Genomic DNA, 23,484 nt, shown 5'->3' with positions numbered 1-23,484 from the left:
TGCGAGGATTATTCAGATACGTCTGTTTTATCGTGATTATCAAGGTCTGGATTAGTAATCACATTGCCTCCGGCAACCATGACTTTTTTTCCTCCAGCTTTAGGGAGATAAATTTCTGCAATTTTTGCTATTTCATCCATGACTTCTTGTGTAAACAGGTTTGGAATGTCAACATGATTGTTACGGGCGATATCCACGCGGCGTTTAAACTCTGGTTCTTCAAACCAGATTATTTTGTTGGCAATAAATGGTCGGCTAAATTCACTGGTTATAATTTCACGGATTGCAATATTTCTGGCTTTATTCTTCTTATCCCGGAGAGACACAATTTCTTCAGGAAGAAGAACCGGGCGCTCTATTACATCATCATTCCGTGTACGTGAACTTCCTCCCTTACCACCACCACTGGATATTGAGCGTTTGGATATTTTCATATCACGCACCCCAATCTCTTCTGAAATCTTTTTAGCCAGAGCATTTTTTGATTTCGGCGGATAGTAAATCACAACAGCACTGTTTTCAGTGAATGTGGTCCATCCTTCCTGACCGTACATATCGCTTTTTTGCCCTTGTCCTTCATTCTGAAGAATGAACATAAAGCGAAGGTTATAACCTGCTGTAAAACCAACAGCGCGTTCAATGACCTCCGATTTACCCATTGATGTAAATTCATCCAGGAGAATAAGACACTGGTATTTCAGGTCCGGGTTGTGTTCCGGCAGTTCACGACAGTTTTCATTAACCAGTAATGAGAAGAAAAGGTTTACAATTTTCTCATGAGTGATTAAGGCATCCGGTGTCAGACCAAGATAAATTGACATGGGTTTTTTACGAATATCCCGGATATCAAAATCACTGAAATTCGTCGCTTCAGCAGTAACAGGGTTGCTGAATATATTCAGTGGTGATGAAAAGTTCGTTTTTATACTTCCCCTTGTGCGATCTGGTGCTGACATGAACTCAAAGAAGAATGATTTTGTTTTATCGCTAATCCAGCTACGATTTTCAACTTCCTGTCCCATCCATGCGGCGAGATCTTTTCCATTATCGGGAATCGACGTTTTCAGTATGGCGCTGATGGAAACAAGGACGTCCGGTGCATTATGACCTTTGGCTTTCTGGTCCAGGTGAAAACGCTCCTTGTCCAGCAGGTAAAGCCCTAACCCGACAAAAAGGTTGCGTGCAGAATCAGACCATATAGGATCATCACTTGCCGGGATAAGGATTGCGGCAATTTTTGCCAGGTCCGTTTCACGAAGTAAATCACTGCGACTGACGCAATCCAGAGGATTCCAGCGGTGAGAGCGTATCTGTCCTTTAATGGCCTGGTCGATAGTTTCCGCGTATCCGGCGGGCGCAAAGAGAAAGCATTTTTGCCCTAATTCTTTTTGCCTGAATCCGGCTGATAAAAACCAGTTTTCAAGTTTGATATCCAGTATGACCATACTTCCTGGATAGTTTACGCAGTTGGGGATAACAATCCCCACCCCTTTACCAGAACGTGTCGGGGCATAAAGAATTAAAAATTGTTGTCCGGCGAAATAAATAAATTGTTTTTTGTATCTCCCCTTGAACATTTTACCGATGAGTATTGGTGGATGTTTGTAAGGTGATTTTTTATCCGGGAAAAAACCTGATTTACTCAGGTCCATATCAGTTGCGAGCCGGGCGTCACCGTAGATGACTTTTTTAGGCATAATCCCAATCACGACAATTAACATGAATATGGCAAAGAATATTAATGGAACGCTGAATCCAAACCATGCCATAAAAACGAGTTTTTTATATTGTGGGTTGCCAGAAAATGTTGAGATTACAGAATGGAATGTATCCCACTTGAGCAAAGACATATCAACGGATGAATATCTTAATGCTGTGTATCCACCGAGATAGTTTGAGGCTATAAGCACACCCACAAGAAGCAGTAACAGGAAGAGAATTAACCCCCCCGTTTTTTTTGCATCCATAGTTATCTCCAGAATTTACATTGTGCTCAAAAAGCGATTTTTTTCTTCGGGTTCGTAATACAGTTCAGTCATTCTGGTATGGTTGAAAAAAAGAATGACATCAATTGATGTTTTTATCGTGCGCATGATGAGGTCCATATCAACAGTCATACCAACATCAGATTGTTTTACAATACTTGCCAGTCGTGAAAATGAGGCATAAGTATTATTAGCATGAATGGTACTGATTGAGCCTTCATGCCCTGTATTAAGCGCCTCCAGATAACTCCATGCTTCGTTACCCCTAAGTTCAGCAAGAAAGATGTGATCTGGCTTTAATCGCATACACGCTTCAATGATTTCCTTCGCTTCAACGGTATTTTTTTTGTAGAAAAGCCGGATGTGGTTTGGATGCAGCGGCAGAGACATTTCCGGTACATCTTCAACGGTTATATAACGCCGTTCAGGTGGAAAGATATCTGCAATTGCCTTTGCTATAGTTGTCTTACCGGAGCCAGTCCCACCTACGATTAAAAAATTAAGACGGTCTTTAACTGCCTCTCTTAAAAATTGAGCTTTAGATTGACCATCTGGACGCCGGGATAATTCATACAGGTAGCGTTGCCGTTCAGTCAGGATGGCTTCGTGTTTCGTCGCAATCCTGACATTATCAAAACGCCCTGTTCGGACATAATCATCTATAGTGAAGCGCGTTAATGATGGCTTACGGATAGATATCACAACGCTGTTATTTTCTGTTGCAGGTGGAATGATGATTTGTCCACGTTCCCCACCGGGAAGAACTACCGATGCAATGGGATTATCATGGCTAAGTGGTATTTTTATCTTTGATAAGTTCGTCAGAGTTTTGGCAAGTGTCATTAAATTATCAAAAGTCGCGTCTGGCGCATCTTTAGATTCCCAGCCATTTTTCCCTTCAAACCATATTGTTCCTGGTTTATTCACAGATATTTCTGTGACATGTTCAATATTAAGAACAGACTGGATACCCGTCATATCCAGATATCGTCTTGCGGTTTTACTGTTATCTCGTGGTTGTGATGTATTACTGGTATCTCTGATGTTATTCATATCAATTGCTTTACTGAATTACTGAAGTTCATATACGGATGAAAAGTCGATATTTCGCGGAACAATAACAGACAATACAGTCCCCTGATTAATATATGCCGTGGGGGGAATATTTATCGTATTGTCCAGCGTTGTTTTTGCCATTTCTTTTGTTGCGTCAGATGTGTTTTCGTAGGTGATATTGCTGTTTGAGCCTGTTTGTTGCGTGCTGTTTTTCAGAATATCTAAACCATCACCAAGTAATGACAGCAGCAATGCACCACCAAAACGCTGACCAAAATGATTATCGACCCATGCAGGAAGGCCGGAAGCGCCCAGACTGTCAGTGCCAAGTGCGCCAATGCGCACATTGACATTTTCATCTTTGAGCGTTGTCCAGTTAACGAACACACGGGCTACTCCCTGTGTCATGACTTTATTCTGCTCCCCGATCAGTAATGCTCCTTTACGGGCAAGAAGCACTTCGCCGTTATCCGACCAGACGTCTCGTGTTAACTGACACATTGTGATACCGGGATAAGAGGTTACGATTTTCGTTTTGAGCACACAGGATAATGCTGTTCCCGCAGATAACAGATATCGGCGGTTCAGCACAGGGGATACCTTTCCGTCTGCGTACTGACTGCCCTGTAAATCATCTCTTTCCTGGTTTTTTTCGCCTGGTTCCTGATTGTCGATCTTCACCATTGTGTCGCCCATCAGTTGTCGGACGGATTTTGGCAATGGTTGTGGTTGGTTTGGATCTCCACTGGCGGTTTGGGGACTGCCGTTGGCTATCACATTGACGGCTGTTTGATCGGCCTTTTGTGATGCTGGCGCTGACGGGGCATTGTCTGCCTGTTTCTGTTCTTGCTCCTCCTGTGCTTTCCTGCGGTTAGCGGCATCGAGTTTTTCCTTTTCTTCGATGTTTTTCATCATTGTTGTCAGTGAAACGCCATTGTTGGTATTTGTGACCAGTGTCTCGTCAGACTTCTCAAGAGGTGTTTGCTGAACGACCTGTTCTCGTGAAAGAACTTTAAACAAGATAATGATCACAAATAACGCGGCAATCAGTAATATGATGAGGATTAATATTTTTTTTGGTGCTGCTTTACCTTTTACTTCGATAATTCCGCGATTTCCCGCGTCATTATTTTTTTCATCATCTTTATTTTTCATAGCTGAACTTCTCTACTCGTGTTTTTCCGTTTGACGTACCTTTTTTATTCCACGGACGATTAACGATTGATGATGTTCTGATATCTGCAACCTGATCACCCAGGCGCAAACGGAGATTTTCAGCCACGTCATAGTAAACCATTGTGTTTTTATTTCTGTCTCCGTTAACCAGATGTTCATTTCCATCGGCATCAACACGATAAAGGACCGGAATTTCCTGTTTATTAGTCCATCTCATGCATGTAAATTCGCCATTATCCCATACCTGATAAGGGAAAATTGATTTGTCCCCCTTGAGTTGATAATGACCATTAATTATTCCACCATCAGTGCATGGAAATGGCTTTTCAGTCATTACGGTAGCTGACGGTGGTTTCGGATAATTAAAACGCAGAATATACGTGGGTTGTTTCGTGGTTGATATCAGGTAAAGAGGATATATATGCTTATTGGTCTGAACGGTAACGTTTGTATCCGGTTCTTCTGCTTTTGGACGCAGAAACAGAGTGTTGTCCCTGACCGATACTGACCAGGCTTCTGGATCACCAATTCCGACATCTTTTATTGTTTCGTCTTGTCCGAACTTAATTGTTGTTTGTGCGCCTGCTTTTACGCGCACATTAAATACATCCTGCTCGTTATAATCTACGGTCTGAATACGCCCGTCTCGTTCCGATGGTGTGCCGTACATAGCTGCTAAAGCACCAGGTACTTGTAGCATCGACAAAAGAACTATCGCAGTAGTGCGTTTAAGCATCATTTTATAACCTCTGGATCAGGTTGGTAGCTCAGAACTTGCAGTCCCAGCGGATTCACAAGGCGCTCTTTTTCTGTTTTGATATCTTTATCCCAGTCAAAAGAAATCGTCGAAATCCACTCTGTTGCTCTGTATCCGGGGGCGGGTTTACCAGATAAATCCAGTACCATTTTTTTGAAACGCACCTGCGCCATATCCTTCCTTAGAAGGATTACTGAATTAATCTGGACCTTAATTTTGTAGTTGTTTTTCAGAATGTTCAGTGGTGAGGAATCAGCACGAATCATGGTGTCATAAGCTGAAAACACCTTTTGGGAAGACATTGTTTTTACTGTATCGGCCTGTTCCTGGATAGTCTGCCAGTCGTATGCTTCATAGTTAATGAGATATTTTGACAGGAAATATTTAGTCTCAACATCCTGATAACTTTCCTTAGCATCAGATAATTGAGGGGCAATATCAGTATATCCAGTGCTGTTATCCACTCGCACAAGGAACGGTACAGCGGTTTTTAATGGAGCAAGGGAGGCTATTGCGAAACCAAGAATGCAAATTACAACAAATTCACCAATGGCGAGAATGGTAAATGTTTTTGCCTTTTTCTTTATGATTTCAATTTCACTACGCTCAAAGTCACGTATGGCCTTGAAATAATCCTTTTTTTCGTTCTTTTCTTCAAATTTCTTTTTGGAGGCTTCTTTTTTTGAATGTTCATAATAGTTTGTGTTTTCCATTAATAATCACCTGCTTTGATCTGTTCAATTGCTGTGTTTAACTCAAACCATCCCCCTTTTTTCTGCACAGGATTGGGGGTGTGAGAACATGCACTAATTAATAGCGCGGAGGCAATTATGAGGGGGATTTTCATATTGTTTTCCGTTCTGTATAAAACAGAGAAATTAACCGTTCAGGCGTTTCAGGAGTTCTGGTATCCAGATATCAGGAGCTACATCTCCTTTTTCAGCAATAATCTCATCAAAAATAGACAGGCCAGTTTCAGAGCCAGAAAGCACGGGGATAAACTCATCGAATCCAAACAAATCCATTTTGGCGAAAACAGAAGAGCCAGATTGCTTGATGAGCATGGTCCTTGACTCCTTCGTCAGTTCTTTGAGTTTTTCAAACTCTTTTTCAGTAAGCCCAATTTCTTTATATCCTTCCCATTTTGCATCGGGATTGGGCAGGAGAATTTTCGTTGCGGTTTGTTGTACCAGCGCCGCAAAAATTGCGCAGTTTATGGCGTCTTCCGGGGACTGTGATGTTAACCACATCATTTCACCTTTCATGCGCCCCGCTTTCAGTGCGCTTTTAATCATGCTTTGTGTCATGGGAAAGTTTGCTGGCATCCAGAACTCTTCAATAATGGAGAGCATCAGATTGCCGCCGCGTTGCATGATTTCTTTGTAGAAAAACAGGACCGCGAGTAAAGGTTCACAGGCAGGATGAATACCGTTTTTTGTGTCCAGGACAACGGTTGTATCAAATCCCACTTTTTTATGATGCAGTGGATTGAAGGTATTCCGGGGGGAATCCACCGCCCAGGCATATTCGCCGTTGTCGCACCATTTGGCGAGACGCGTCTGAAGTTCAGGACTGACTATATCGAGAAGAAGGGCTGTCCGGCGTTCTTCGACAGGCATTCGCATAATGCTTTCCACGGCAGCGTTTAATTCAATGCCATGTTCATCAGAACAGGGGTTGCCCTGGTTGTCTCGTGCCAGAACCTGTGTCCAGCGTTTCAGAAATGCGAGAAGTCTGTGCCAGACGGGAGATTCCGGGCCTTCTGCCAGTTGCCACGGATTGCAGCCGGTATAGATACCTTCCTGCAATGTGAAATAGCTCCCTCCGTATGCGCGGACAAAAAGTTCGGTAGAACGGTTGTAATCCACAACAAACATTAAAGGGTCAAAGCGTTGAAGAAAGCCGCTGGCTGTTGCTTCAAATGTTGTTTTCCCTGTGCCTGTTGCGCCAAGAAACATTGCGTGTCCGGCAATTTTTTGCCCGGTAACATTTTTTTCCGGTGGGCTGTAATGTGTATTGAACCAGTAAACGCTGCCTGAATCCGTTTTTAAAGGCATTATGGCGGAGCCATCACCAATAGGATTGCCTGATTTTTTCCCGGAGGAATAATTGTGAAAAGACATCAGACAGGCCAGGTTGGTAATTGTTCTTCGGGTATCCAGTGGACGCCTCTTATTCAGCGGCATATGACTGAAAAAAACAAAAGGTGATGCGAGTGAGGCGCGACTGAAGCGGAATCCCTTACCCGAAGTAATAAACTCAGCAGAGAGCTTTATACCATTGCTTCTGGCCTGATCTGGTGTATCACCGAATACCGTTAATGCGCAGTGTAGTGAACCAAACAACGTAATTCCGGCTGCGACCGCTTCTTTACCAGCTTCGAGTTCTTCCTGCTGTATTTTGGCTGCATCATTAGCTGATTGTAGTTTGTTTAACTGTGAATCGATATTCTTCAGGGTTTTTGTTGGTGACTCAAAAATAAAGGATTGAGTAAGAATAAATTCATAGGGTTGTTTGAGAAGGAAATCCCATTGTCCGGGGGTTGTTTCTATCGGGAAATCCTTCAAAATATAATTCGTTGCGAATTTTTTACTATCCGATTCGTTGTTACGCAGTTCAAGAACATCAGCACCAAAATACCATTCAGAATCACAAATACTGGATGATAAGGGGGTGGATGATAAAGGAATCATGTTATGTTCTGCATTTAGCAATAGTGATAGATAGTCTGCCACCTCACTAATATAAGTATTGTATACGGATAATAAAGAAGCGTTAAATGGTAGAAGTGCTTTTTGCGCCTGTTGTGTCATTTCATTCATGCGCTCGATTCCGGTATCAACATCATCGTAGGGAATCCCAAATGTCAGATACCATGTTGATTTATAGAATGCGCTGGATGTGAACAGAGCAAGGTATTTTTTTGAAAACCTGCTTAAAAAATCATTGTCAAAATTCCATTCTCCATTGATGGTTGCTCTTTTCTTGATAAGATGAGTCCATAAATACAGGTCGCCTTCCTTTCCTAACCCAATCAGGAAGTTTTTAACGCTGTTAAATAAATTTGTAAGAACATTATCGTTCTCCGTCTCAAATGGAATGCCTGCTACAACAAGTGAAGCCAGCATTTTTCTGTCAGAAGTAAAGATAATACTGTCTGTTACATGGAAGCGATAATCGGGATATTCACGAGCAACATCCATATTGTCACTGTTTTTTAATTTGATTTTGTGCATATATGTTACCTGACAGATGAATAACCAATAATTAAATCTCTGTGGCGGATTTTTAACAAAAGCCCCATAAGGTTTAAACGGATGACTCTTAGTGCGTTTGAGTCATTTTCACAGGCCAGTTTTACTATAAAAAGAAACAGCGCACATATGACAGGAATAATTATCCCTTTTATACCCCAAAGGAAAATAGCGGGGAAGCCTGTCAGAACAGCGAAAAAAGCCGTGAACAATAACAACATTAAGGGTATACCAGCAATTAACGCAGGACGGTTAAACCCGTTATAAGTCATGAATGACTCACTGACATGTTCATTTACTTTGTCCATAACTCACCATGAAAAAAGCCGCAATTCACACATAAGGTAAATATGCGGCACAGTTGTATATATGGATTACTTATTTGAAGAGTTCCAGCGCCCAGTTCCCGGCGTAAAGTGCACCGCCAGCGAGGGAACAATAGACAAGCGCCATTCCTACATCAGACCAGCTTTTCTTCTCCATGAATGCCATGATGACGTTATAGATCAGGTAACACAAAGCACAAACACCACCAAAGCTAAATGCCCATGTCTTAAGTTCTGTCATGGTATTTGTTGCGGTGTCGAGTCCACCTGCATAGGCAACGGAGGCGGTTAGTGACAGGAAAAACGCCAGGATAAAATACTGCAAAGTTGATTTGACTTTCATTAATTAAAATCTCCAAAAACATCCCAGTCCGGTGATGTTTTCTCTTCATCATTCGGGGGTTTTATTTCTGATTCATCAGTTTTTTCACGGATTGATGGCACGATATAGTTATTCGCGTTACGAATAACCCGTTCCAGATAAGAAGTGTTGTTAAATTTCTTTTCTTTAATAAATCCTGTTGATTCGTTACCCGAATAATACAAAGATAAAGCGCGGAGAATTTTTTGATTACTACTACCCTCCTTTTGTCTCAGATAATTGTCCGTCAGGACTGCCGCTCCTGCTTTTATATTTGTACACGGGTCAAAAACTGTTTTATTAGTCAGATTGAGTGATGGGAAATTTTTGCTGTATATCTGTGTCAGACCTGCACTAAATCTTTTATTTTCTGCTGTTAATTTTTCTGCATATTCAATAGCTCCTTTTTCATCTTTAAAATACTTACTTGTTCCGTCAGAAACATTCGCTATTACATATGGATTAGCCCCTGATTCAGTCATAATCAGGGCATTCATCGTATCGGGTGATACATCAGGGGCACACTGACTTATCAGTGCTGCCAGAACAGCCGCTGATAACTGCATAAGGGATTTATCTCCTGATATTAAATTCGTGAAGAACGTTTTTTCCTGCGGGGGCGACGAACGATACTGTCCAGCTCATTAGCGCCGGAAAGAAGTTCTTTCAGCGAGACAATTTTTTCCCTGACAGGTATAAGGGATTTTGCCCCCGGACATTGTTCAAAGTCTGATTTGTACAGGTCGTATAAAACAAGCGTATGTTTTACATCCTGTGACAGATAATTATGTTTATTCTGGATGTTACCTTGTTCGATATTTTTGATAACATCTGCTGAACGATGAATTAAATCTGTATAGATTCGGGTGTTTTTAAGGGGATTTATTTTTATATATTCAGAAGCAAGCTGAATAAGATTGCATCGTAAGATAAGGACTTCACGAGTGGCAATATCAAGCTCGCTGAGATCATCATTATCCTGCATGGGTATCTCCGGTAAAGATTTTCTGGACTGAAGTCCGCGCCGTAGCGATATATCCGGCCCACATAATGATGTGTCGGATATGCAGACTCCAGTTCAGAATCCCCTTGTCAGGGGATATTTAGTTAATGAGTACAATAGCCTCTTCTGGAATGGAGGAAGGAACGGGAACGCCCATATCATTCCCCTGATTATCGACAATCTTCTTATTTTTTACTCTTCCTAACATTGCTGAATGTTTTGTTTGCTGCTGCAAAGCAGACATCAGACCTTCTGTATCGGCAGACCAGATATAAACTCGCTTACCGTAAATAATATGATGAATATCATAAACGGGTGTTATACCGATTTGCTCAGATGTTAACGTTCCTCCTGAATTACGTTTGTCTGGATATTTATAAAGATAGTCATTGATAACATTTGCGAAATGGACAAATTCAATTGCTTCCTGTTTTGCAGGAAGCAACTTCATTCGCTGTATGGTTTGGTTATTGTTATCTGTCAGATAGTAACTGCCTATTGACAGGAATATCAGGAGCAAGCTGAAGAACCAACCCATAGCGATTACTCCTGTTGTGTGTCTTTAATTGTGATTACGCATTGTGAAATATTCCTGAATGCGTATAACGGTTTATCTGCTGAAAGATAAAGCATCAGCGTATCTTTTAATGCAGATTCAAAGTTTCCCCGGAAAATAAGAGGAGCATCTATTCTGTAGTTCACAGGAGTATCCCATACAAGATTCCAGGTTGAATTACCACACGGTGAACTTGACGCCCATTCGGTGAGGCCATCCCGCAGCGTCGAACCTTTTTTAAGATTCCAGGTGAGTTTTTCTGTCTGTTTTTGCGGAACGGTGACAGGCGTTAGCGGTTTTTGAGGTAACTTGTCAGAGGAAACTGGTGTCCTGACAGGAGATGCAGGGGTTTTGTCAGGAGATACAGGTGCTTTTTGTGATGTTTTCCCTTTCTGTTGTTGAAAATCAATCAGAAGATGTCTTTTTTCGGTGTTCTTAATTACCGTCAGACCGTAGTTGCGAAGCATTTTATCCAGGACATAAGGCCATTGATCGTTGCCCTGCCAGGATATCGTGCGACGGAAAGTTTTCGTTACCTCCGGGGATATTTCAGCCGTCCAGTCCGATGGGACAATTTCTTTTAATGCTTTTTGCAGCGAGCCTTTACCATCATGGCGAACAAAGTAAATTTGCTTTTCAGGTGTTGATGGGCCTGTAAGCGTGGTGGCCGGAACAGCGTTGTTAGCGTTTTTTTTCAGAAAACCGCTTTTTGACATTAGCGGTGGTTGTTCAGGACGCGGTTTTGTCTGCTGATCAGTCTTTTGTGCCGTTTGTGCCTGATGGTTGTTGCTACTGATTGGCTTTGCGGGAGAGAGTGCTGGTTGTTCAGAATGCTGTTTAGTTGCTCCTTTGGCTGCTGTTTTTATCTCACCAGATGAAGTTATGCTGTTTGTTGTCGGCTTCAGAAAACTATTATTGCTGCCCTGGTTTTTTGGCGCTGTCGCTGATTGCTCAGAACGTGGTTTTACGGTTTCTGCAATACGAGGCGCGGGAGTTACGTTTATGGCTTCCTTTTTGAGATAATTATCATTGCTGTATTGAACAGTGCTGTTTGGCTGTGACACGGGCTGCTGAAGGGCCACCCCGTTATGGTATGTGTCTGCTCTTACCTGCTCAATTGTGGTATTCAGTTCATACCAACCTCCTTTTGCCTGTGCGGGTTCAGGGGCATGGGAACACGCATTCAGCAATAATGTGGTGGGAATAATAATGAGCTTTTTCATGGTTAACCCCAGGAACGTCCGAACTTACTCATGATTTTTGAGATCGCCGCAGGGTCTGCGGTCGTGCATTGATTAAGAAACGCTTTTCGGGCATCAAAGGTTTTGCTCCAGCGAATAGATCCCTTTTTCTTTTTGATGATATTAAAGAAGTCCTTTTCGGCGCTTTTGCATTCGCTCCCGCCGCCGCTACCGATAGCTTTACCGTACAGACAAAGAACGGAAGCACACGGATCAGACGCATATACGGGGGCAGTGAGTGCGATAGCACTTGCGGCAACCATCGATAAAATGATGGATTTCATGGTGTTCCTCCATATTTCAGGCAAAAGAAAACCCGCACGAGGCGGGTTACTTGACAGGTTTAAAATATCAGCGGGTATCTGCCATGTGATAGACGTCGCTGCCTTCTCTTTTTCCCACAGAAATCACAAGCAAAACGACCTTCTCATCAATTACCTGATAAACGAGCCTGTAACCGGATGCGCGAAGCTTAATTTTGTAACGGTCAGTATGACCATGTAGCTTGGCTGCGGGGACGCGTGGATTTATCAGGCGTTCTGACAGTTTCTTTTTGAATTGCTCACGAACAGTGTGACCGAGTTTTTGCCATTCCTTCAGTGCTCTGTGGTCAAATGCCAGTTCATAAATCATCCAGGTTAACCCTTACAATGTCTGGATTTTTCATTCTTTCATCAGCAATTGCGTTGAGTTCAGCGTCTTCAGCGAGTTCCCGGTAGTAGGCATAAAGTTCTGGTGGGACACAGTAGAACGCTGGTTCATTTCGGTTCAGGATTGCGACGGCATCCCCTTCTCCTTCGGCTACAGTTCCCATAGGATTTTTTTTCAGGTCAGTAATACTGGCTGCTGTCGTAGTCAGAATTTGGTAGCTCATAAGTCCTCCATTTGTATCATGGAGATTGTAGCACCTTAAAAAGACTTTTAAAGGTGCTTTTGATTGTGGGGAACGACAAAAATGATCCGGGGTTGGGAATCAACGCACGTGTGGCGTAATGATGACAATCCGGTTCTCACTTTGGCTATCAGCATTAACTCCAGTAAAACCACTCACGATAAGGGGCTGGTCCGGTTTGAGTAAAATATTCTGCTTGACAGTCAGTTTCCGTATCGGGTCAGTGGTTGTGAGTAGCAGGTGGAAATTTCCACGCTCAATCTCCGGTGCTATCCGCATTGTGAAGCCAGCAGTCCGATCTTTTTCAGCCAGTGTAGTGTCACCGGATATTGCCTGACGGGGGATCAGTTCCGTGGCAGGTTCCCAGCTTCCGGCAGATGTTGTTTGTGATTCAACGCACGGGGTACTCTGCATTATTTTGCGGATTGTTTCGGAGGATATCGCCTGACCGTCATCAAAGAATGCACTACGGAAAATCACGTTCTGATTTTTGGCAAACAAGCCTGGATGCCGCTCGCTCAGACTTTCGTATATATTCATACCATTCAAACAAACAGGAGAACTGTCCGGCAGGTCTGTTCGCACGGTATCAATTTTCAACGTTATCTGGTGGTCATTTGAGGTTAACGGTGACTCAGGTACTGGTTGTGTTTTGCTATCCGCGCAGCCTGACAGTAATGCGGTGGCGGCAACCATCGATAAAATGATGGATTTCATGGTGTTCCTCCATATTTCAGGCAAAAGAAAACCCGCACGAGGCGGGTATGAATGAGCCATTAAAGGCGGAATTGCACTCTTTGTTTAGTTTTGATATCTATCCTGTTGCATCATCAGAACAGAATACTGGAGTTAAGTTGGTTATGGCGCGGTTTTATTTAAATGTACCTTTTGAAGAAAAGGAGTTAGCCAAACAAAAAGGGGCGCAATGGGATCAAGAACAACGGAAATGGTTTGTTCCACAGGGGAAAAATCCAATTTATTTTATTCAGTGGATAAAAGAATTAAACGAACATGATTACAATATTTTTTCTCAACGTTTTTATATTGCGGAAAGTTACCAGTCATGTTGGCGCTGTAAGAAAATAACTCCTGTTTTTGGTGTTTTTTTGCCTCGTTGGTTTAGTTATAGAGATGTTGTTTGTGGGGTTAAACCTGCTGAATGGGAAGGTCGCATATTAGATAAATGGTATGAAACATCTTCTCCACGAGGGATGGTATATTTTGATTCAAAGAAAAATATAATTTATCAGTGGTTAACCAATCCAAAAGCATGGGCTATTTTATCCAACGTAAGAAGGATATCATCTTCTGCGTTATCAATAATCAATAAGCATTCTAAGTTATATTATCCAGCCTATAGTAAAACAGCGAAAATGACCTACTACGCGAATCATTGTTGTCATTGTAAATCAATGCAGGGAGACTTTATGATGTTTGATGAACCAGGTGGTGTGTTTTATCCAGTCACATCTGAACAAGCGAAGAAAATAAAACTTCATGAAGTAATAAATGAAACAATTTTTGCTAATGCAAACCACAGGCAAGCCATAGAGTAATGCTTGGTAGTGGAGGTTTTATAAATCTTTACGCAAGATAAAACCCGCGCGAGGCGGGTTTTATTATTGTTTCGCTTACTCATATTAATCTAATCGTAACTTGTTCATCACCTAAATGTCTCTCTCAATTTCTTCTTATACTCTTCTTTTTTTATCTGCTCTAATGCCGTGCGAGCATTATCACAATTCTGGTCTGTAATTTCGCCTTTTCTGCACTGCTCAATGGTTTTAGCAGCTTCGGCTGGGTTGCTTGTATAGTATTCAACAGCGTAAACTTTTTCTTTACATCCTGCTAACATGAATACTGCAAATAGCATGGATGATGCAATAATTACATTTCGTGACTTGTTCATCACCTAAATGTCTCTCTCAATTGGCGAACATATACTTCTTTTTGAGCTTTGCGTTCAGCTTCAAGCTGTCTCTCTGCAATATCATATTGCTTCAATTGTAGCTCCATTGTCAATTTTTCTGTATTCAATTGGTTAGATAAGTCAGCTTTTTTTTGCGGAGTATCTGCTGACGCGAACTCCTTCTGTAACGTGGTTAATCTCTTAGCCCTTTCCTGTATTTCATTGTTGAAGTTTTCATAGAATTTGATCTTAGCCAGGATTGCATCATATTTTTGTTGCGTCTCTGCAACGTTGCTTGATAAGTCATATTGCGATCGCAAAGAGCTAAGATCTGATTTTGCACTATTTGTTATTGTTGATAGAGAATCCTTCATATAGCTGGATGCGCTATCAAAGCCATTGCTGAAATCAGTGAAGCCTTCGAGTCTTTTCTTCTGTTCTTCAGCGTATCTTATGGTCTGTTCATATTGTTGCTTGAGTTGCTCAAGCTGTCTTGCCGCTTCAGCGGCACGATTTAGCCCTTCTTCAACTGTTTTAGCTATCGCTGTAACGTCTACTACTGGAATACCAGATGCAAAGATTGATGGTGATGTTACGGTAATTATTCCAGCAAAGAGAACGGACAGGACTTTATTTTTCATGTTAATCACCCCGGTTTAATTATATTTCCAGACCTCGGGGTTCGTCCCTGCAATGATTTGGCAGCGCCCCGTCCAGCCTGGTAAAATGGCATTGACATTTGTTTGGAGAAACCTCCTGCGAAAGCGCGAAGCCCTGATGCTCGCATAAAACCGGATGCAACCTTACCTCCAAAGCCATTAGCGGCTGATGTAAGGCCATTTATACCTACCCCACCTGTTAATGTAGAACAGAGCGTGCCAACCTGTTCTACAAGGAATACAGAGATAACAATGACCATAAAGAAATAAATCACTGTTGTGAGGGTTATATTTCCGCTTGACGGGACGGTTTGCTCCACAAAACTGATAACGAAACTGAAGGATATACTGTAAAAAAGATTAAGTAGAATGTAGTTAAGACAACTCCCCACCCATGCTGTAAACATATTTCTTGTTGAAGCAAACAGGGAAAAGCAAATAAACAAAATTCCGGCGGATAAGAGAATGCCAACCATGAATGTGGATAGGCATAAGAAAATAGCTGTGTAATAGATAAGTAGTAATCCGCCCCCATAACCGATGAGCCAAACGATATGCACATTTATTAGATCTCCGAGGTCACTCCAATCTAGAGCATCTAATGCTTTAATCTTATAATCGTTTAAACTCGTTGAAAGCATATTCCACAAATTATCAACACTGGTTGCAGAGCTTGAATTACCCGTTACAGCAGCAGAAAGGTCGGAGCCTGCGTGCATGACAAACGGAATCACAAACTCACTGTAATAAGGTGCTGAATAAGTGAATGCACCAACCAGGGCGAATGCACCGATATTCTTAGTCACCTCGCTCATCAGGACGTCACGTTGGGCATACGTGATTTCATATATTAGATAAATAACGTATAAGGCTATAGCCGCAAAGAATGTAGGAGATATTGCCTGTGCGACCTTAGCGGCGTTCGTCGCCGCTGTGGATTCAACAATGGTTGTTACTTTCTCAAGAAATTCTGAAACAATGTTCATAGCTTAGTCCTTCTGGCAGATGAAGAGTTCACCAGAGGCACTAATATTTGGCTTCAGCTTAATTACCAGGTCTGTGCCGAAAAAAATTGCTTCTCCAATTTTTTGGAAATTTAATGTGGATTCTTCTTTATTGTAACTATAAACGTTGTGGGTCGCTGTCGATGTTTTGGTTTTACGTGGTGTAAACGCTTTTTTAATGATGTAATCGAGAGCGTGGCTGTTATGAGATGGTAAAGTGATTAAATCGTCGTTTTTTTTCATAATGTAGTTCTGATTTTTGAGGTTGAAGATAATTGTCGGTCAATGCTTTTGATTTTTTTTCGTATCTCAATTGGATTCGCCTCAGATAAGTTAGCAATGGATAAAGCCAGTTCGATTTGTAAAATTTTCCTTGTTTCGATGAGATTGATTTTTACTTGTGGTATATCACGGAAGACACCACAGCCGGTAATTGCTTTTGAAACGACACGTTCTGTATTCGCTATGCTTTTCTTTACTGTTCGAGGGGGGACATAACGTGCACGGCGAAGTTTTCTCAGATTAGCTTTTGCTTGAGTCATGTAATGTGTCCAGAGTTATAATTTTATTTCTTTGCATGATTCCCCTTTACGGCACACAGATACACGGTTATTTATCACATTCACCACTGTCACAGTTCCGTCGTCGCATTGAGTGACGATGAAAGGGTATTCGTTGATTTTTGTACAGTGAGATTGTTCTCCTGCTATTGCAACCACAACCGGGCTAATAAATAACGCCAGAACAGATGCCAGCTTAATAAAAGCACTCATTTTTGTATGCCCTATATAAATAAATACTTTCTTCAAATCCTGAATATACTATCTGAATACAGAAGCGGTCCTGTTCTCCTGAAGTAAGGCTTCATTATTTTATGGGCCATTGGATGGGTAGTATGTACGGGTATTGATAGAATGAATTTTGAATGTCCTGTTTTTATTGCATTCAGAAGTTCGTCAATTTCTTTTTGAGATGTCGTTGCTTTCATCAACAAGTGCCTCAATAAGTTTATTAATACACGCCCGTTCTGCCGGAACCTCCCGGCCTGTAATCGGGTCAAAAACGACATGATCGCTTTCAACGTAACGTAAACGGTGATAGACATCTATACGGAGTTTTGTTTTAGCAGCTTCACGTTCAACTCGAGTTAACTCTTCTTTTTCTCGTTTGCTGCTGAAAAACAGAAACCAGATCATTGCTATGATAATTACTAAAAAAGGGATAACGGTGCCTAAAATAATTACTAAAAAAGGGACAACGGTGCCTAAAATGCTTACCATTTCTGCCATGCCATCCAGAATAGATTGAATCTTTCCTGTGGCTGTGGTGGTTGTTACTGGTTCAGCAAAATCAGAAACAGTGTCTGATAAAAATGTAAATAAACGGGCAGATAAACCAAATAGCACGCCAAAAACTAGAACTTTTATTATCGAACCGTATACATTTAATAGACTGTATTCTTCCTCTTTAGGCGATTCAAAGTTTTTTGCCCTTTGTGTCTGCTCTTGTTTAGAACCAGAAACACCTCCGATGAATAAGCCAATACCACCAGTACCTAAACCAATACCCCCACCAGTACCATTCCATTTACCTGTTGTTGTTTCTTTAGCTACAATAGCTGCAAGAGAAATTCCTTCATTTGCGTTTCGCATAGAATTTTCCTCATACTATTCCTGTGACACTTAACACCATCAATAAAATATGTAATGCAGTAATTTTTTTTAGCGTTTTTTTATAGACTTCAATAAAATCCTTATCCAGAAGTCTGATAATAAAAATACATAGTGCATTCATCGCTGCTCCTGTAAGCGGAATTAACAACGAAAGATGCATGATTTATTCCTTGTTTTCACTCTTGTCTTCGATGGTCATTACTTTAAGAGTTATTCCTTGCATGTCTGTAACAATAACTCTTGTTCCCGCAGGGTAGTTTTCATTGTGTAACGTCTCAACAGGCCAGAATGTATCACCAATAAGTAATTGCCCCTTGCCGTTCACAATATCGTCACTGAGAGTAAATTCTTTTCCTTTAAAACGTGAATGCCCTGTGTTCACCAGGAGAGTATCTAATTTCTTATGTTTTTTGTCATAGAGGAACTTAATTATCGACGCCAGTATGCTGATTGATGCAAAGAAGCATATATTGGCTTCTTGTGATATCGGAAGAAAAAAGCCCACAATGGCGCTTGATAATGCACCAAGACTGATTAAGAGTAACCATCCTGTTCCGGTTATAATTTCAAGTGCAATACACAGAAGAAACAGTGTAAACCATAACATGGCTAATCTCCATGATAAAAGGGAGAAATTGAATAAAGAAGATGAAGGTAGTTATAAACGCCAAATGCATAAATTAGCAGAAAGAAGCCAAAGAATATGCCATTAAAACTCCATATTAACAGGGGCAGCAGAGCCATCGCTATCATCACCCCTCCGAAGTTCAGCCATAATGGAAATATTGATGCGATGTGGTTTAGTATTTTTTCTCCTTTGTTCTCATCTTTTGTAATAAAAAGAAGAAAGCTCCATGCCCCCATAGGGATTATATGTAAAATAAGAAGGATGAACCCATAAGTTTTCATTTAAATGATTTGCTCATTCGTGAATATGAATATGAGGACGGTGATTAAAACAATATTGTCACCGTCCGCTATCTGTTTTAAGACAAATATTGTTGAGCCTGTTTCATATCAACTTTGTGAGTATCCTGTGATACGTTTTTTAGCAGTTCACTGATACCTGCAACCGAACTCACCAGGCTACTTGAATCAAGCGGCATCATAACCAGTTTACTGTTTGATGCTGTGCCAATTGCCTGGAGTGCTTCAGTGTATTTTTGCGCAATAAAGTAATTAACAGACTGAACGTCACCTTCAGCGATTGCATCCGACACCAGTTTTGTTGCGCGAGCTTCCGCTTCTGCCTGACGTTCGCGTGCTTCAGACTGAAGAAACGCTGATTGCCGTTCCCCTTCCGCTTTCAGTATTTGAGACTGTTTTTCTCCTTCCGCCTTCAGAATTTGTGACTGGCGTATACCTTCCGCTTCCAGAATCTGGGCACGCTTAGTACGTTCCGCTTTCATTTGCGCGTTCATCGCCTTAGTCAGTTCTTCTGGTGGTTTAACATCCCGAATTTCAATACGTGTGACCTTAATTCCCCACGGATCAGTTGCATAATCGACAACCGTTAACAGCTTAGAATTGATGCTGTCACGTTGAGAAAGCATATCGTCGAGATTCATTCCACCAACGACAGTTCGGATATTGGTCATGACAAGATTTGAAATAGCTGATGCAAGATTATCGACTTCATAAGCTGCCTTCGCTGCATCAATGACCTGGATAAAACAAACAGCATCGATAGTTACGTTTGCATTGTCTTTCGAAATAACTTCCTGTTTAGGAATATCCAGGACGGTTTCCATCATGTTGATCCGTTGACCTATGCGGTCCATAAACGGGATCAGGAAGTGAAGACCGGGGGAAAGCGTATGGGTATATTTACCAAAGCGTTCCACTGTCCAGGCATTACCTTGCGGCACGATTTTGACGGCAGATTTAACGAATATCAGCGCGACTAAAATTAATAAGAGTAACGGAATAGATGTAACTATTGGCGTAATTATAGCGTCAATCATGATTAATCCTCTCCCCATTCATCACAATATGCTTCAACCGGAGTTTTTCCTGCTTCATAATCACCACGCCATGCTTCCGCATCGGCGGCATTTCCACCGCGTAACTCTGCGTAATCCATTAATAGCTCGTGCCATTCTTCAAATGTCACTGTTTTTTTAGTGGAACCAAAATCAGCCATATGTATTTCCTGCATTTTGTGGAGGTATCTCTTTGCAAATGAAATCTGAAATATGAACATCAACAGAAAAACACTTTCCTGCTTCTTTTTCTTTTGAGAAGTTTTTTCTGCATTCTTCAGCGGTCATAGGGAAGTCGCTGTAATGAGTCCATTTCACGGGGCCACCACCTGGTTTTTTGATGGTTGCGTTTATTTGGTACTTAGGCATTCAAAAATACCTCCACTCGATCACCTGTCTTTCTTGAACACATCCAGCGGCGCAGTTCTGTAAAACTATCCTGGATCTCACAACGGGTACTTTTCATTGTGACAGTTGGTATATTGTCGTAGCTGGCATATGCAATCTCTTTTTTTGGGGTGCGCAATATGCCTTTGTCAATATCAAGAATCCTGAACGCACTAATTCTTCTTTTGTGCTCGTTAAATAGTGTTCGTTTAGTTGCTGTTATCTGCTTCTGTGCTTCCTGGTAAATGTAGGTAAGCACATCATAAGATTGTTGCTGTGTAATAAGGAAATTACGGCTAACATCCGTTGTTGTGAGCGTTTTATTATTTCTTAATCCCCAATAAGCAACGATGATATAGAGTGGATATCCTTTCAAATCTGCCACACATTCAGGAATGACAGGATTAATTTTTAACTTACGCGCCATATTTTCTCCCGGTTGTTTGTCTGAAATAGAAACATCCCCGGAATACAGCGTCATAAGCTAATTATGAAAAGTTGCAGCCACTCACTACAGGCTCTTTATCTGATTGTTCATCATCATGCATAGCTAAACCCCCTTACCTGGAGTGGAGACTGGCAAATCTGGTGTACTTCTGCGTTGCAGCCTGTACGACTTGCTCAGGGAGAGAGTGAGTGAGATTAACTCAACGCGAGTTCACCAAATAAGGGGGTTTAAGTATGCAGAATGATATTTGCGGATAAAGAGTCGTTACCTGTGTAGATGGCGCGGCACGTCACTCTGTTACGTAGCCCGTTGCTGACAGATGCCAGCGGTGCTTGAAATGCACGAATAATAACCTCCTTATGCCAGGGCTTTAGGCAATGACCGCTGTCCGGGGTTGTTAAAGAGCATGAGATGACAAGCGTTCTAACGGGCGTCAAAGAGTGCTCATTTTCCAGGCAATGAGCACAAAAAACGCGATGAACGCGCTTTTTACAATCATCTGGATAGTATTGTGTGTGCGACATTTAAAACCTGTCAATGCCAGAATAGCGATATAATGATCTGTATAATATCTAAAAAACAGAATAATATTCTGTTTGTTAAATGGTGTACGATCTAAAAATCTAGATAATACTGTTTGCGTGGTTTATTCGATCGTGTGAGTGGGTGTATGTAGTCAAAAAAACTTTTTTGAATATACAAAATTCTGAATTTCTGATTTTGTAAGGTTTTGTATGGGGAACGTCAGTAAAGAAGGGGCTTCACTAGCTGTTCTGAAAACGATTTTGAAGCTGTCAGAGATGTGTGTTGAATCAAAAAGGAAACGAGCCAGGCTTGAACATCGTTGATCGATTGCGCCCATGCTGCTAAATTTGCAGGCAAGTTTTCCGCGATTTGTAAATGCAGAAAACGAGGTGCTGAAATTTTGTTCGAGAACGTAAATTTCAGATAAAGAAAACCCCCGTAATCTCGTCTTTTCCAGGGAGCGCAGATTAGCGGGGGCTGACATCAAGGCAGAGCCTTGAGCTTATTTATTTCAGGTATGCTTGTTACCTGAGATGGAGTTTAATTCCATGAGAAGGAAATATCAACTCTTACAGTGCAAGCTAAGTGCAGCTTGCTGTGATTAGCAAACGTCACTGGTCTGAACTATCACCGGAAGAGCAGGTCCGTTTCTGGCAGGACTACGAAGCGGGTATTGAAAGCTCATTCCTGGTCCTCCAGGAAAACAAAGGCGGAACAACAAAACGTCGCCGGGGTGAACATTCCACTAAGCCAAAGTGTGAGAATCCAGCCTGGTTCCGTCCCGACAACTATAAGGCGCTGGGCGGACAGTTGGGCCACGCTTACAATCGTCTCGTTAAAAAAGACCCGGTCACTGGTCAGAACACACTCAGAATGCACATGTCGTTGCATCCATTTTATGTACTGAAACGTCAGAGTGTCGGTCGCAAATATAAATTCCGACCGGAAAAACAGCGGCTGCTTGACGCAATATGGGTTGTACTTGTGAGTTTTTGTGATCGTGGATTGCACACTGTCGGCATGTCTGTCTCCCGCCTGGCAGAAGAAATAAGCCCAAAAGACAGTAAGGGAGACGTGATTCCTGAAACCGCAGTCACAGTATCGCGCCTTTCCCGTCTGCTGGCAGAGCAGGTTTCCTTTGGCACGTTGGGAACGTCAGAAAAGACGATATGGGACCGTGAATCCCGCCAGCGACTGCCGAAATACGTCTGGATCACCGAAACTGGCTGGAAAATGCTGGGAGTTGATCTGGTGAAACTTCAGGAACAGCAACGTAAACGCCTTGCAGAAAGTGAAATCCGTCTGCAATTGATTAAAGAAGGCGTTATCCGCGAGGGCGAAGAAATCTCTGTTCACTCGGCTCGTAAACGCTGGTATGCGCAGCGTTCTCTCGATGCCATCAAGTCCCGACGTAAGAAAGCAGCGGAGCGCAAACGTGCTAATCGCCTGGCAAAACTGCCGTATGATGAACAGCGAAACGAAATTGCGCGGTTTATTCTGAAGCGTATGCCGCCGGACGAAGCGTACTGGTGCACTAAAGAAAGATTAGAGCAACTGGTAGCCAGAGATCTACGTCAGCTTGAACTGGCTCTGACAGCTTCGCCACCCCACTAGTTTAGCTGCCTGATACAATCGGCACTCTCTTCAGCCCCTTCGGGGCTTTTCGTGTTGCCTGCATTTCATGAAATTCCTCATATTTGACGACCGTTTTTCATTTTGTCCCGCTCTGACAGTTTTTTGATGGCCGCAATAGGGTATCGGAGTAAAAACGCCTTCGGTTATCCACAAAAACCCGCAAAGGAATAGCTTCAGAAAGCAGCAAACATAGAACATCAAACCCGCAATATATTCTTAACCCCTGTTCTTTAATCCCCTGCGTTGCTTCGCCGCAGGGAAAATATTTATCTTTGAAACAACTGTGGATAATTACAAAAATGCCTTCGCTTGCAGCGGCTAACGCCGCGCCGCTCAGAATATAAAAGTACCTCCCACCGCTTCGCGGCGGGCATATGGACTTCTGCCTAATGAAAAACAAAGCCCCTCCAACCCTCTTACAAAAAAACGCTGCAAATACTCAGCCACAGCGCCCAACCCATCACTGAAAAGCGCCGCCGCCCCCGCCCGAAGGGCGGGAACAACATCGCTTTCAATAATGGATGTTGTAACTAAGAAATCACATGGCTGTCAGTCTTCTGGCTGGAAGTACCAAGTACACGCTCGTAAGCGGTCCTGGCGGCCCGCTAACGCGGAGATACGCCCCGACTGCGGGTAAACCCTTGTCGGGACCACT

At 42.2% G+C, this 23,484-nt stretch carries 32 protein-coding genes; 2 read left to right on the top strand and 30 right to left on the bottom strand.

Annotation, left to right across the window (positions count from 1 at the left end; all coding sequences use genetic code 11):
* Window positions 1-8: 8 nt before the first annotated feature.
* The 17 genes from ACJHW7_RS22005 to ACJHW7_RS21925 form a co-directional block, all read right to left on the bottom strand.
* Complete coding sequence (locus tag ACJHW7_RS22005; protein WP_072652803.1) at window positions 9-1,967, bottom strand: type IV secretory system conjugative DNA transfer family protein; 1,959 nt, start codon at window positions 1,965-1,967, stop codon at window positions 9-11.
* Between the two features lie 15 nt (window positions 1,968-1,982).
* Window positions 1,983-3,038 (bottom strand): P-type DNA transfer ATPase VirB11, encoded by a 1,056-nt coding sequence (gene virB11, locus ACJHW7_RS22000; protein WP_001059977.1) that lies wholly within the window; start codon window positions 3,036-3,038, stop codon window positions 1,983-1,985.
* A gap of 18 nt (window positions 3,039-3,056) precedes the next feature.
* On the bottom strand, window positions 3,057-4,196 hold the full coding sequence (locus ACJHW7_RS21995) for a TrbI/VirB10 family protein (protein ID WP_000790640.1): 1,140 nt from the start codon (window positions 4,194-4,196) through the stop codon (window positions 3,057-3,059).
* Window positions 4,186-4,887 (bottom strand): TrbG/VirB9 family P-type conjugative transfer protein, encoded by a 702-nt coding sequence (locus ACJHW7_RS21990; RefSeq protein WP_000274524.1) that lies wholly within the window; start codon window positions 4,885-4,887, stop codon window positions 4,186-4,188. The genes ACJHW7_RS21995 and ACJHW7_RS21990 overlap by 11 nt, the downstream gene beginning before the upstream one ends.
* Before the next feature lie 65 nt (window positions 4,888-4,952).
* Window positions 4,953-5,687: a virB8 family protein gene (locus ACJHW7_RS21985; RefSeq protein ID WP_000432282.1), complete on the bottom strand. Its 735-nt coding sequence runs from the start codon at window positions 5,685-5,687 to the stop codon at window positions 4,953-4,955.
* The gene (locus ACJHW7_RS21980; RefSeq protein ID WP_000701233.1) at window positions 5,687-5,821 is read right to left on the bottom strand and encodes a hypothetical protein; all 135 of its coding nucleotides are present in this window, start codon (window positions 5,819-5,821) and stop codon (window positions 5,687-5,689) included. The genes ACJHW7_RS21985 and ACJHW7_RS21980 overlap by 1 nt, the downstream gene beginning before the upstream one ends.
* Before the next feature lie 31 nt (window positions 5,822-5,852).
* Window positions 5,853-8,210: a VirB4 family type IV secretion system protein gene (locus tag ACJHW7_RS21975; RefSeq protein ID WP_000548955.1), complete on the bottom strand. Its 2,358-nt coding sequence runs from the start codon at window positions 8,208-8,210 to the stop codon at window positions 5,853-5,855.
* Between the two features lie 5 nt (window positions 8,211-8,215).
* Window positions 8,216-8,536 (bottom strand): VirB3 family type IV secretion system protein, encoded by a 321-nt coding sequence (locus tag ACJHW7_RS21970; protein WP_000362080.1) that lies wholly within the window; start codon window positions 8,534-8,536, stop codon window positions 8,216-8,218.
* A 70-nt stretch (window positions 8,537-8,606) separates the two neighbouring features.
* Window positions 8,607-8,897, bottom strand: a complete 291-nt coding sequence (locus ACJHW7_RS21965; RefSeq protein WP_000865479.1) for a conjugal transfer protein — start codon at window positions 8,895-8,897, stop codon at window positions 8,607-8,609.
* Complete coding sequence (locus ACJHW7_RS21960; RefSeq protein WP_001177113.1) at window positions 8,897-9,481, bottom strand: lytic transglycosylase domain-containing protein; 585 nt, start codon at window positions 9,479-9,481, stop codon at window positions 8,897-8,899. The genes ACJHW7_RS21965 and ACJHW7_RS21960 overlap by 1 nt, the downstream gene beginning before the upstream one ends.
* 20 nt (window positions 9,482-9,501) lie before the next feature.
* Window positions 9,502-9,900 (bottom strand): hypothetical protein, encoded by a 399-nt coding sequence (locus ACJHW7_RS21955; protein WP_001153665.1) that lies wholly within the window; start codon window positions 9,898-9,900, stop codon window positions 9,502-9,504.
* Window positions 9,901-10,018: 118 nt separating this feature from the next.
* Entirely contained in the window at window positions 10,019-10,456 is a 438-nt protein-coding gene (pilM, locus tag ACJHW7_RS21950; RefSeq protein ID WP_000539665.1) for a type IV pilus biogenesis protein PilM, read from the bottom strand.
* A 5-nt stretch (window positions 10,457-10,461) separates the two neighbouring features.
* Window positions 10,462-11,697, bottom strand: coding sequence for a TcpQ domain-containing protein (locus ACJHW7_RS21945; RefSeq protein WP_072652802.1), 1,236 nt, complete (start codon window positions 11,695-11,697; stop codon window positions 10,462-10,464).
* A 2-nt stretch (window positions 11,698-11,699) separates the two neighbouring features.
* Window positions 11,700-11,999 carry a TrbM/KikA/MpfK family conjugal transfer protein gene (locus tag ACJHW7_RS21940; protein WP_000835764.1) on the bottom strand — a complete coding sequence of 100 codons (300 nt, stop codon included), beginning with the start codon at window positions 11,997-11,999 and terminating at the stop codon, window positions 11,700-11,702.
* Window positions 12,000-12,066: 67 nt separating this feature from the next.
* Window positions 12,067-12,348: a type II toxin-antitoxin system RelE family toxin gene (locus ACJHW7_RS21935; RefSeq protein WP_000638823.1), complete on the bottom strand. Its 282-nt coding sequence runs from the start codon at window positions 12,346-12,348 to the stop codon at window positions 12,067-12,069.
* Window positions 12,338-12,589 carry a type II toxin-antitoxin system Phd/YefM family antitoxin gene (locus ACJHW7_RS21930; protein WP_000121741.1) on the bottom strand — a complete coding sequence of 84 codons (252 nt, stop codon included), beginning with the start codon at window positions 12,587-12,589 and terminating at the stop codon, window positions 12,338-12,340. The genes ACJHW7_RS21935 and ACJHW7_RS21930 overlap by 11 nt, the downstream gene beginning before the upstream one ends.
* Window positions 12,590-12,688: 99 nt before the next feature.
* Window positions 12,689-13,324 (bottom strand): hypothetical protein, encoded by a 636-nt coding sequence (locus ACJHW7_RS21925; RefSeq protein WP_015059536.1) that lies wholly within the window; start codon window positions 13,322-13,324, stop codon window positions 12,689-12,691.
* A 47-nt stretch (window positions 13,325-13,371) separates the two neighbouring features.
* Here ACJHW7_RS21925 and ACJHW7_RS21920 point away from each other — a divergent pair, with 47 nt between their 5' ends.
* Window positions 13,372-14,163 carry a DUF5710 domain-containing protein gene (locus ACJHW7_RS21920; RefSeq protein WP_226102801.1) on the top strand — a complete coding sequence of 264 codons (792 nt, stop codon included), beginning with the start codon at window positions 13,372-13,374 and terminating at the stop codon, window positions 14,161-14,163.
* Between the two features lie 107 nt (window positions 14,164-14,270).
* Here ACJHW7_RS21920 and ACJHW7_RS21915 read toward each other — a convergent pair whose 3' ends face one another.
* The 13 genes from ACJHW7_RS21915 to ACJHW7_RS21855 form a co-directional block, all read right to left on the bottom strand.
* Window positions 14,271-14,516 (bottom strand): EexN family lipoprotein, encoded by a 246-nt coding sequence (locus tag ACJHW7_RS21915; protein ID WP_063080371.1) that lies wholly within the window; start codon window positions 14,514-14,516, stop codon window positions 14,271-14,273.
* On the bottom strand, window positions 14,516-15,157 hold the full coding sequence (locus ACJHW7_RS21910) for a type IV secretion system protein (protein ID WP_062897948.1): 642 nt from the start codon (window positions 15,155-15,157) through the stop codon (window positions 14,516-14,518). Before ACJHW7_RS21910 ends, ACJHW7_RS21915 begins: the two co-directional genes overlap by 1 nt.
* Before the next feature lie 5 nt (window positions 15,158-15,162).
* Window positions 15,163-16,161 carry a type IV secretion system protein gene (locus tag ACJHW7_RS21905; RefSeq protein ID WP_063084539.1) on the bottom strand — a complete coding sequence of 333 codons (999 nt, stop codon included), beginning with the start codon at window positions 16,159-16,161 and terminating at the stop codon, window positions 15,163-15,165.
* 3 nt (window positions 16,162-16,164) lie between these two features.
* Complete coding sequence (locus tag ACJHW7_RS21900; protein ID WP_000739144.1) at window positions 16,165-16,422, bottom strand: hypothetical protein; 258 nt, start codon at window positions 16,420-16,422, stop codon at window positions 16,165-16,167.
* Window positions 16,419-16,721, bottom strand: coding sequence for a hypothetical protein (locus ACJHW7_RS21895; protein ID WP_001360345.1), 303 nt, complete (start codon window positions 16,719-16,721; stop codon window positions 16,419-16,421). Before ACJHW7_RS21895 ends, ACJHW7_RS21900 begins: the two co-directional genes overlap by 4 nt.
* 15 nt (window positions 16,722-16,736) lie before the next feature.
* Window positions 16,737-16,952: a hypothetical protein gene (locus ACJHW7_RS21890; RefSeq protein WP_021503156.1), complete on the bottom strand. Its 216-nt coding sequence runs from the start codon at window positions 16,950-16,952 to the stop codon at window positions 16,737-16,739.
* Between the two features lie 183 nt (window positions 16,953-17,135).
* Complete coding sequence (locus ACJHW7_RS21885; RefSeq protein ID WP_021503155.1) at window positions 17,136-17,831, bottom strand: yhbB protein; 696 nt, start codon at window positions 17,829-17,831, stop codon at window positions 17,136-17,138.
* 10 nt (window positions 17,832-17,841) lie between these two features.
* Window positions 17,842-18,012: a hypothetical protein gene (locus ACJHW7_RS21880; RefSeq protein WP_000550721.1), complete on the bottom strand. Its 171-nt coding sequence runs from the start codon at window positions 18,010-18,012 to the stop codon at window positions 17,842-17,844.
* A 3-nt stretch (window positions 18,013-18,015) separates the two neighbouring features.
* Window positions 18,016-18,459, bottom strand: a complete 444-nt coding sequence (locus tag ACJHW7_RS21875) for an NfeD family protein (RefSeq protein WP_000964333.1) — start codon at window positions 18,457-18,459, stop codon at window positions 18,016-18,018.
* A 379-nt stretch (window positions 18,460-18,838) separates the two neighbouring features.
* Window positions 18,839-19,816, bottom strand: a complete 978-nt coding sequence (locus ACJHW7_RS21870; protein ID WP_063084540.1) for an SPFH domain-containing protein — start codon at window positions 19,814-19,816, stop codon at window positions 18,839-18,841.
* A 2-nt stretch (window positions 19,817-19,818) separates the two neighbouring features.
* Window positions 19,819-19,995: a hypothetical protein gene (locus ACJHW7_RS21865; protein ID WP_045146385.1), complete on the bottom strand. Its 177-nt coding sequence runs from the start codon at window positions 19,993-19,995 to the stop codon at window positions 19,819-19,821.
* Entirely contained in the window at window positions 19,988-20,203 is a 216-nt protein-coding gene (locus ACJHW7_RS21860; RefSeq protein WP_001127357.1) for a DUF1187 family protein, read from the bottom strand. Before ACJHW7_RS21860 ends, ACJHW7_RS21865 begins: the two co-directional genes overlap by 8 nt.
* Entirely contained in the window at window positions 20,196-20,702 is a 507-nt protein-coding gene (locus ACJHW7_RS21855) for a CaiF/GrlA family transcriptional regulator (protein WP_001326595.1), read from the bottom strand. Before ACJHW7_RS21855 ends, ACJHW7_RS21860 begins: the two co-directional genes overlap by 8 nt.
* Window positions 20,703-21,779: 1,077 nt before the next feature.
* On the opposite strand from ACJHW7_RS21855, the gene repA reads away from it, so the two are divergent.
* Window positions 21,780-22,808 (top strand): plasmid replication initiator RepA, encoded by a 1,029-nt coding sequence (gene repA / locus ACJHW7_RS21850; RefSeq protein WP_001175212.1) that lies wholly within the window; start codon window positions 21,780-21,782, stop codon window positions 22,806-22,808.
* Window positions 22,809-23,484: the final 676 nt, after the last annotated feature.

The sequence above is a fragment of the Escherichia sp. WS1152 genome, assembly GCF_046487665.1.
In the GTDB taxonomy this organism is placed as follows: domain Bacteria; phylum Pseudomonadota; class Gammaproteobacteria; order Enterobacterales; family Enterobacteriaceae; genus Escherichia; species Escherichia coli.
The sequence above is the reverse complement of the archived record's forward strand: the minus strand, read 5'-3'. Positions and strand labels throughout refer to the sequence as shown.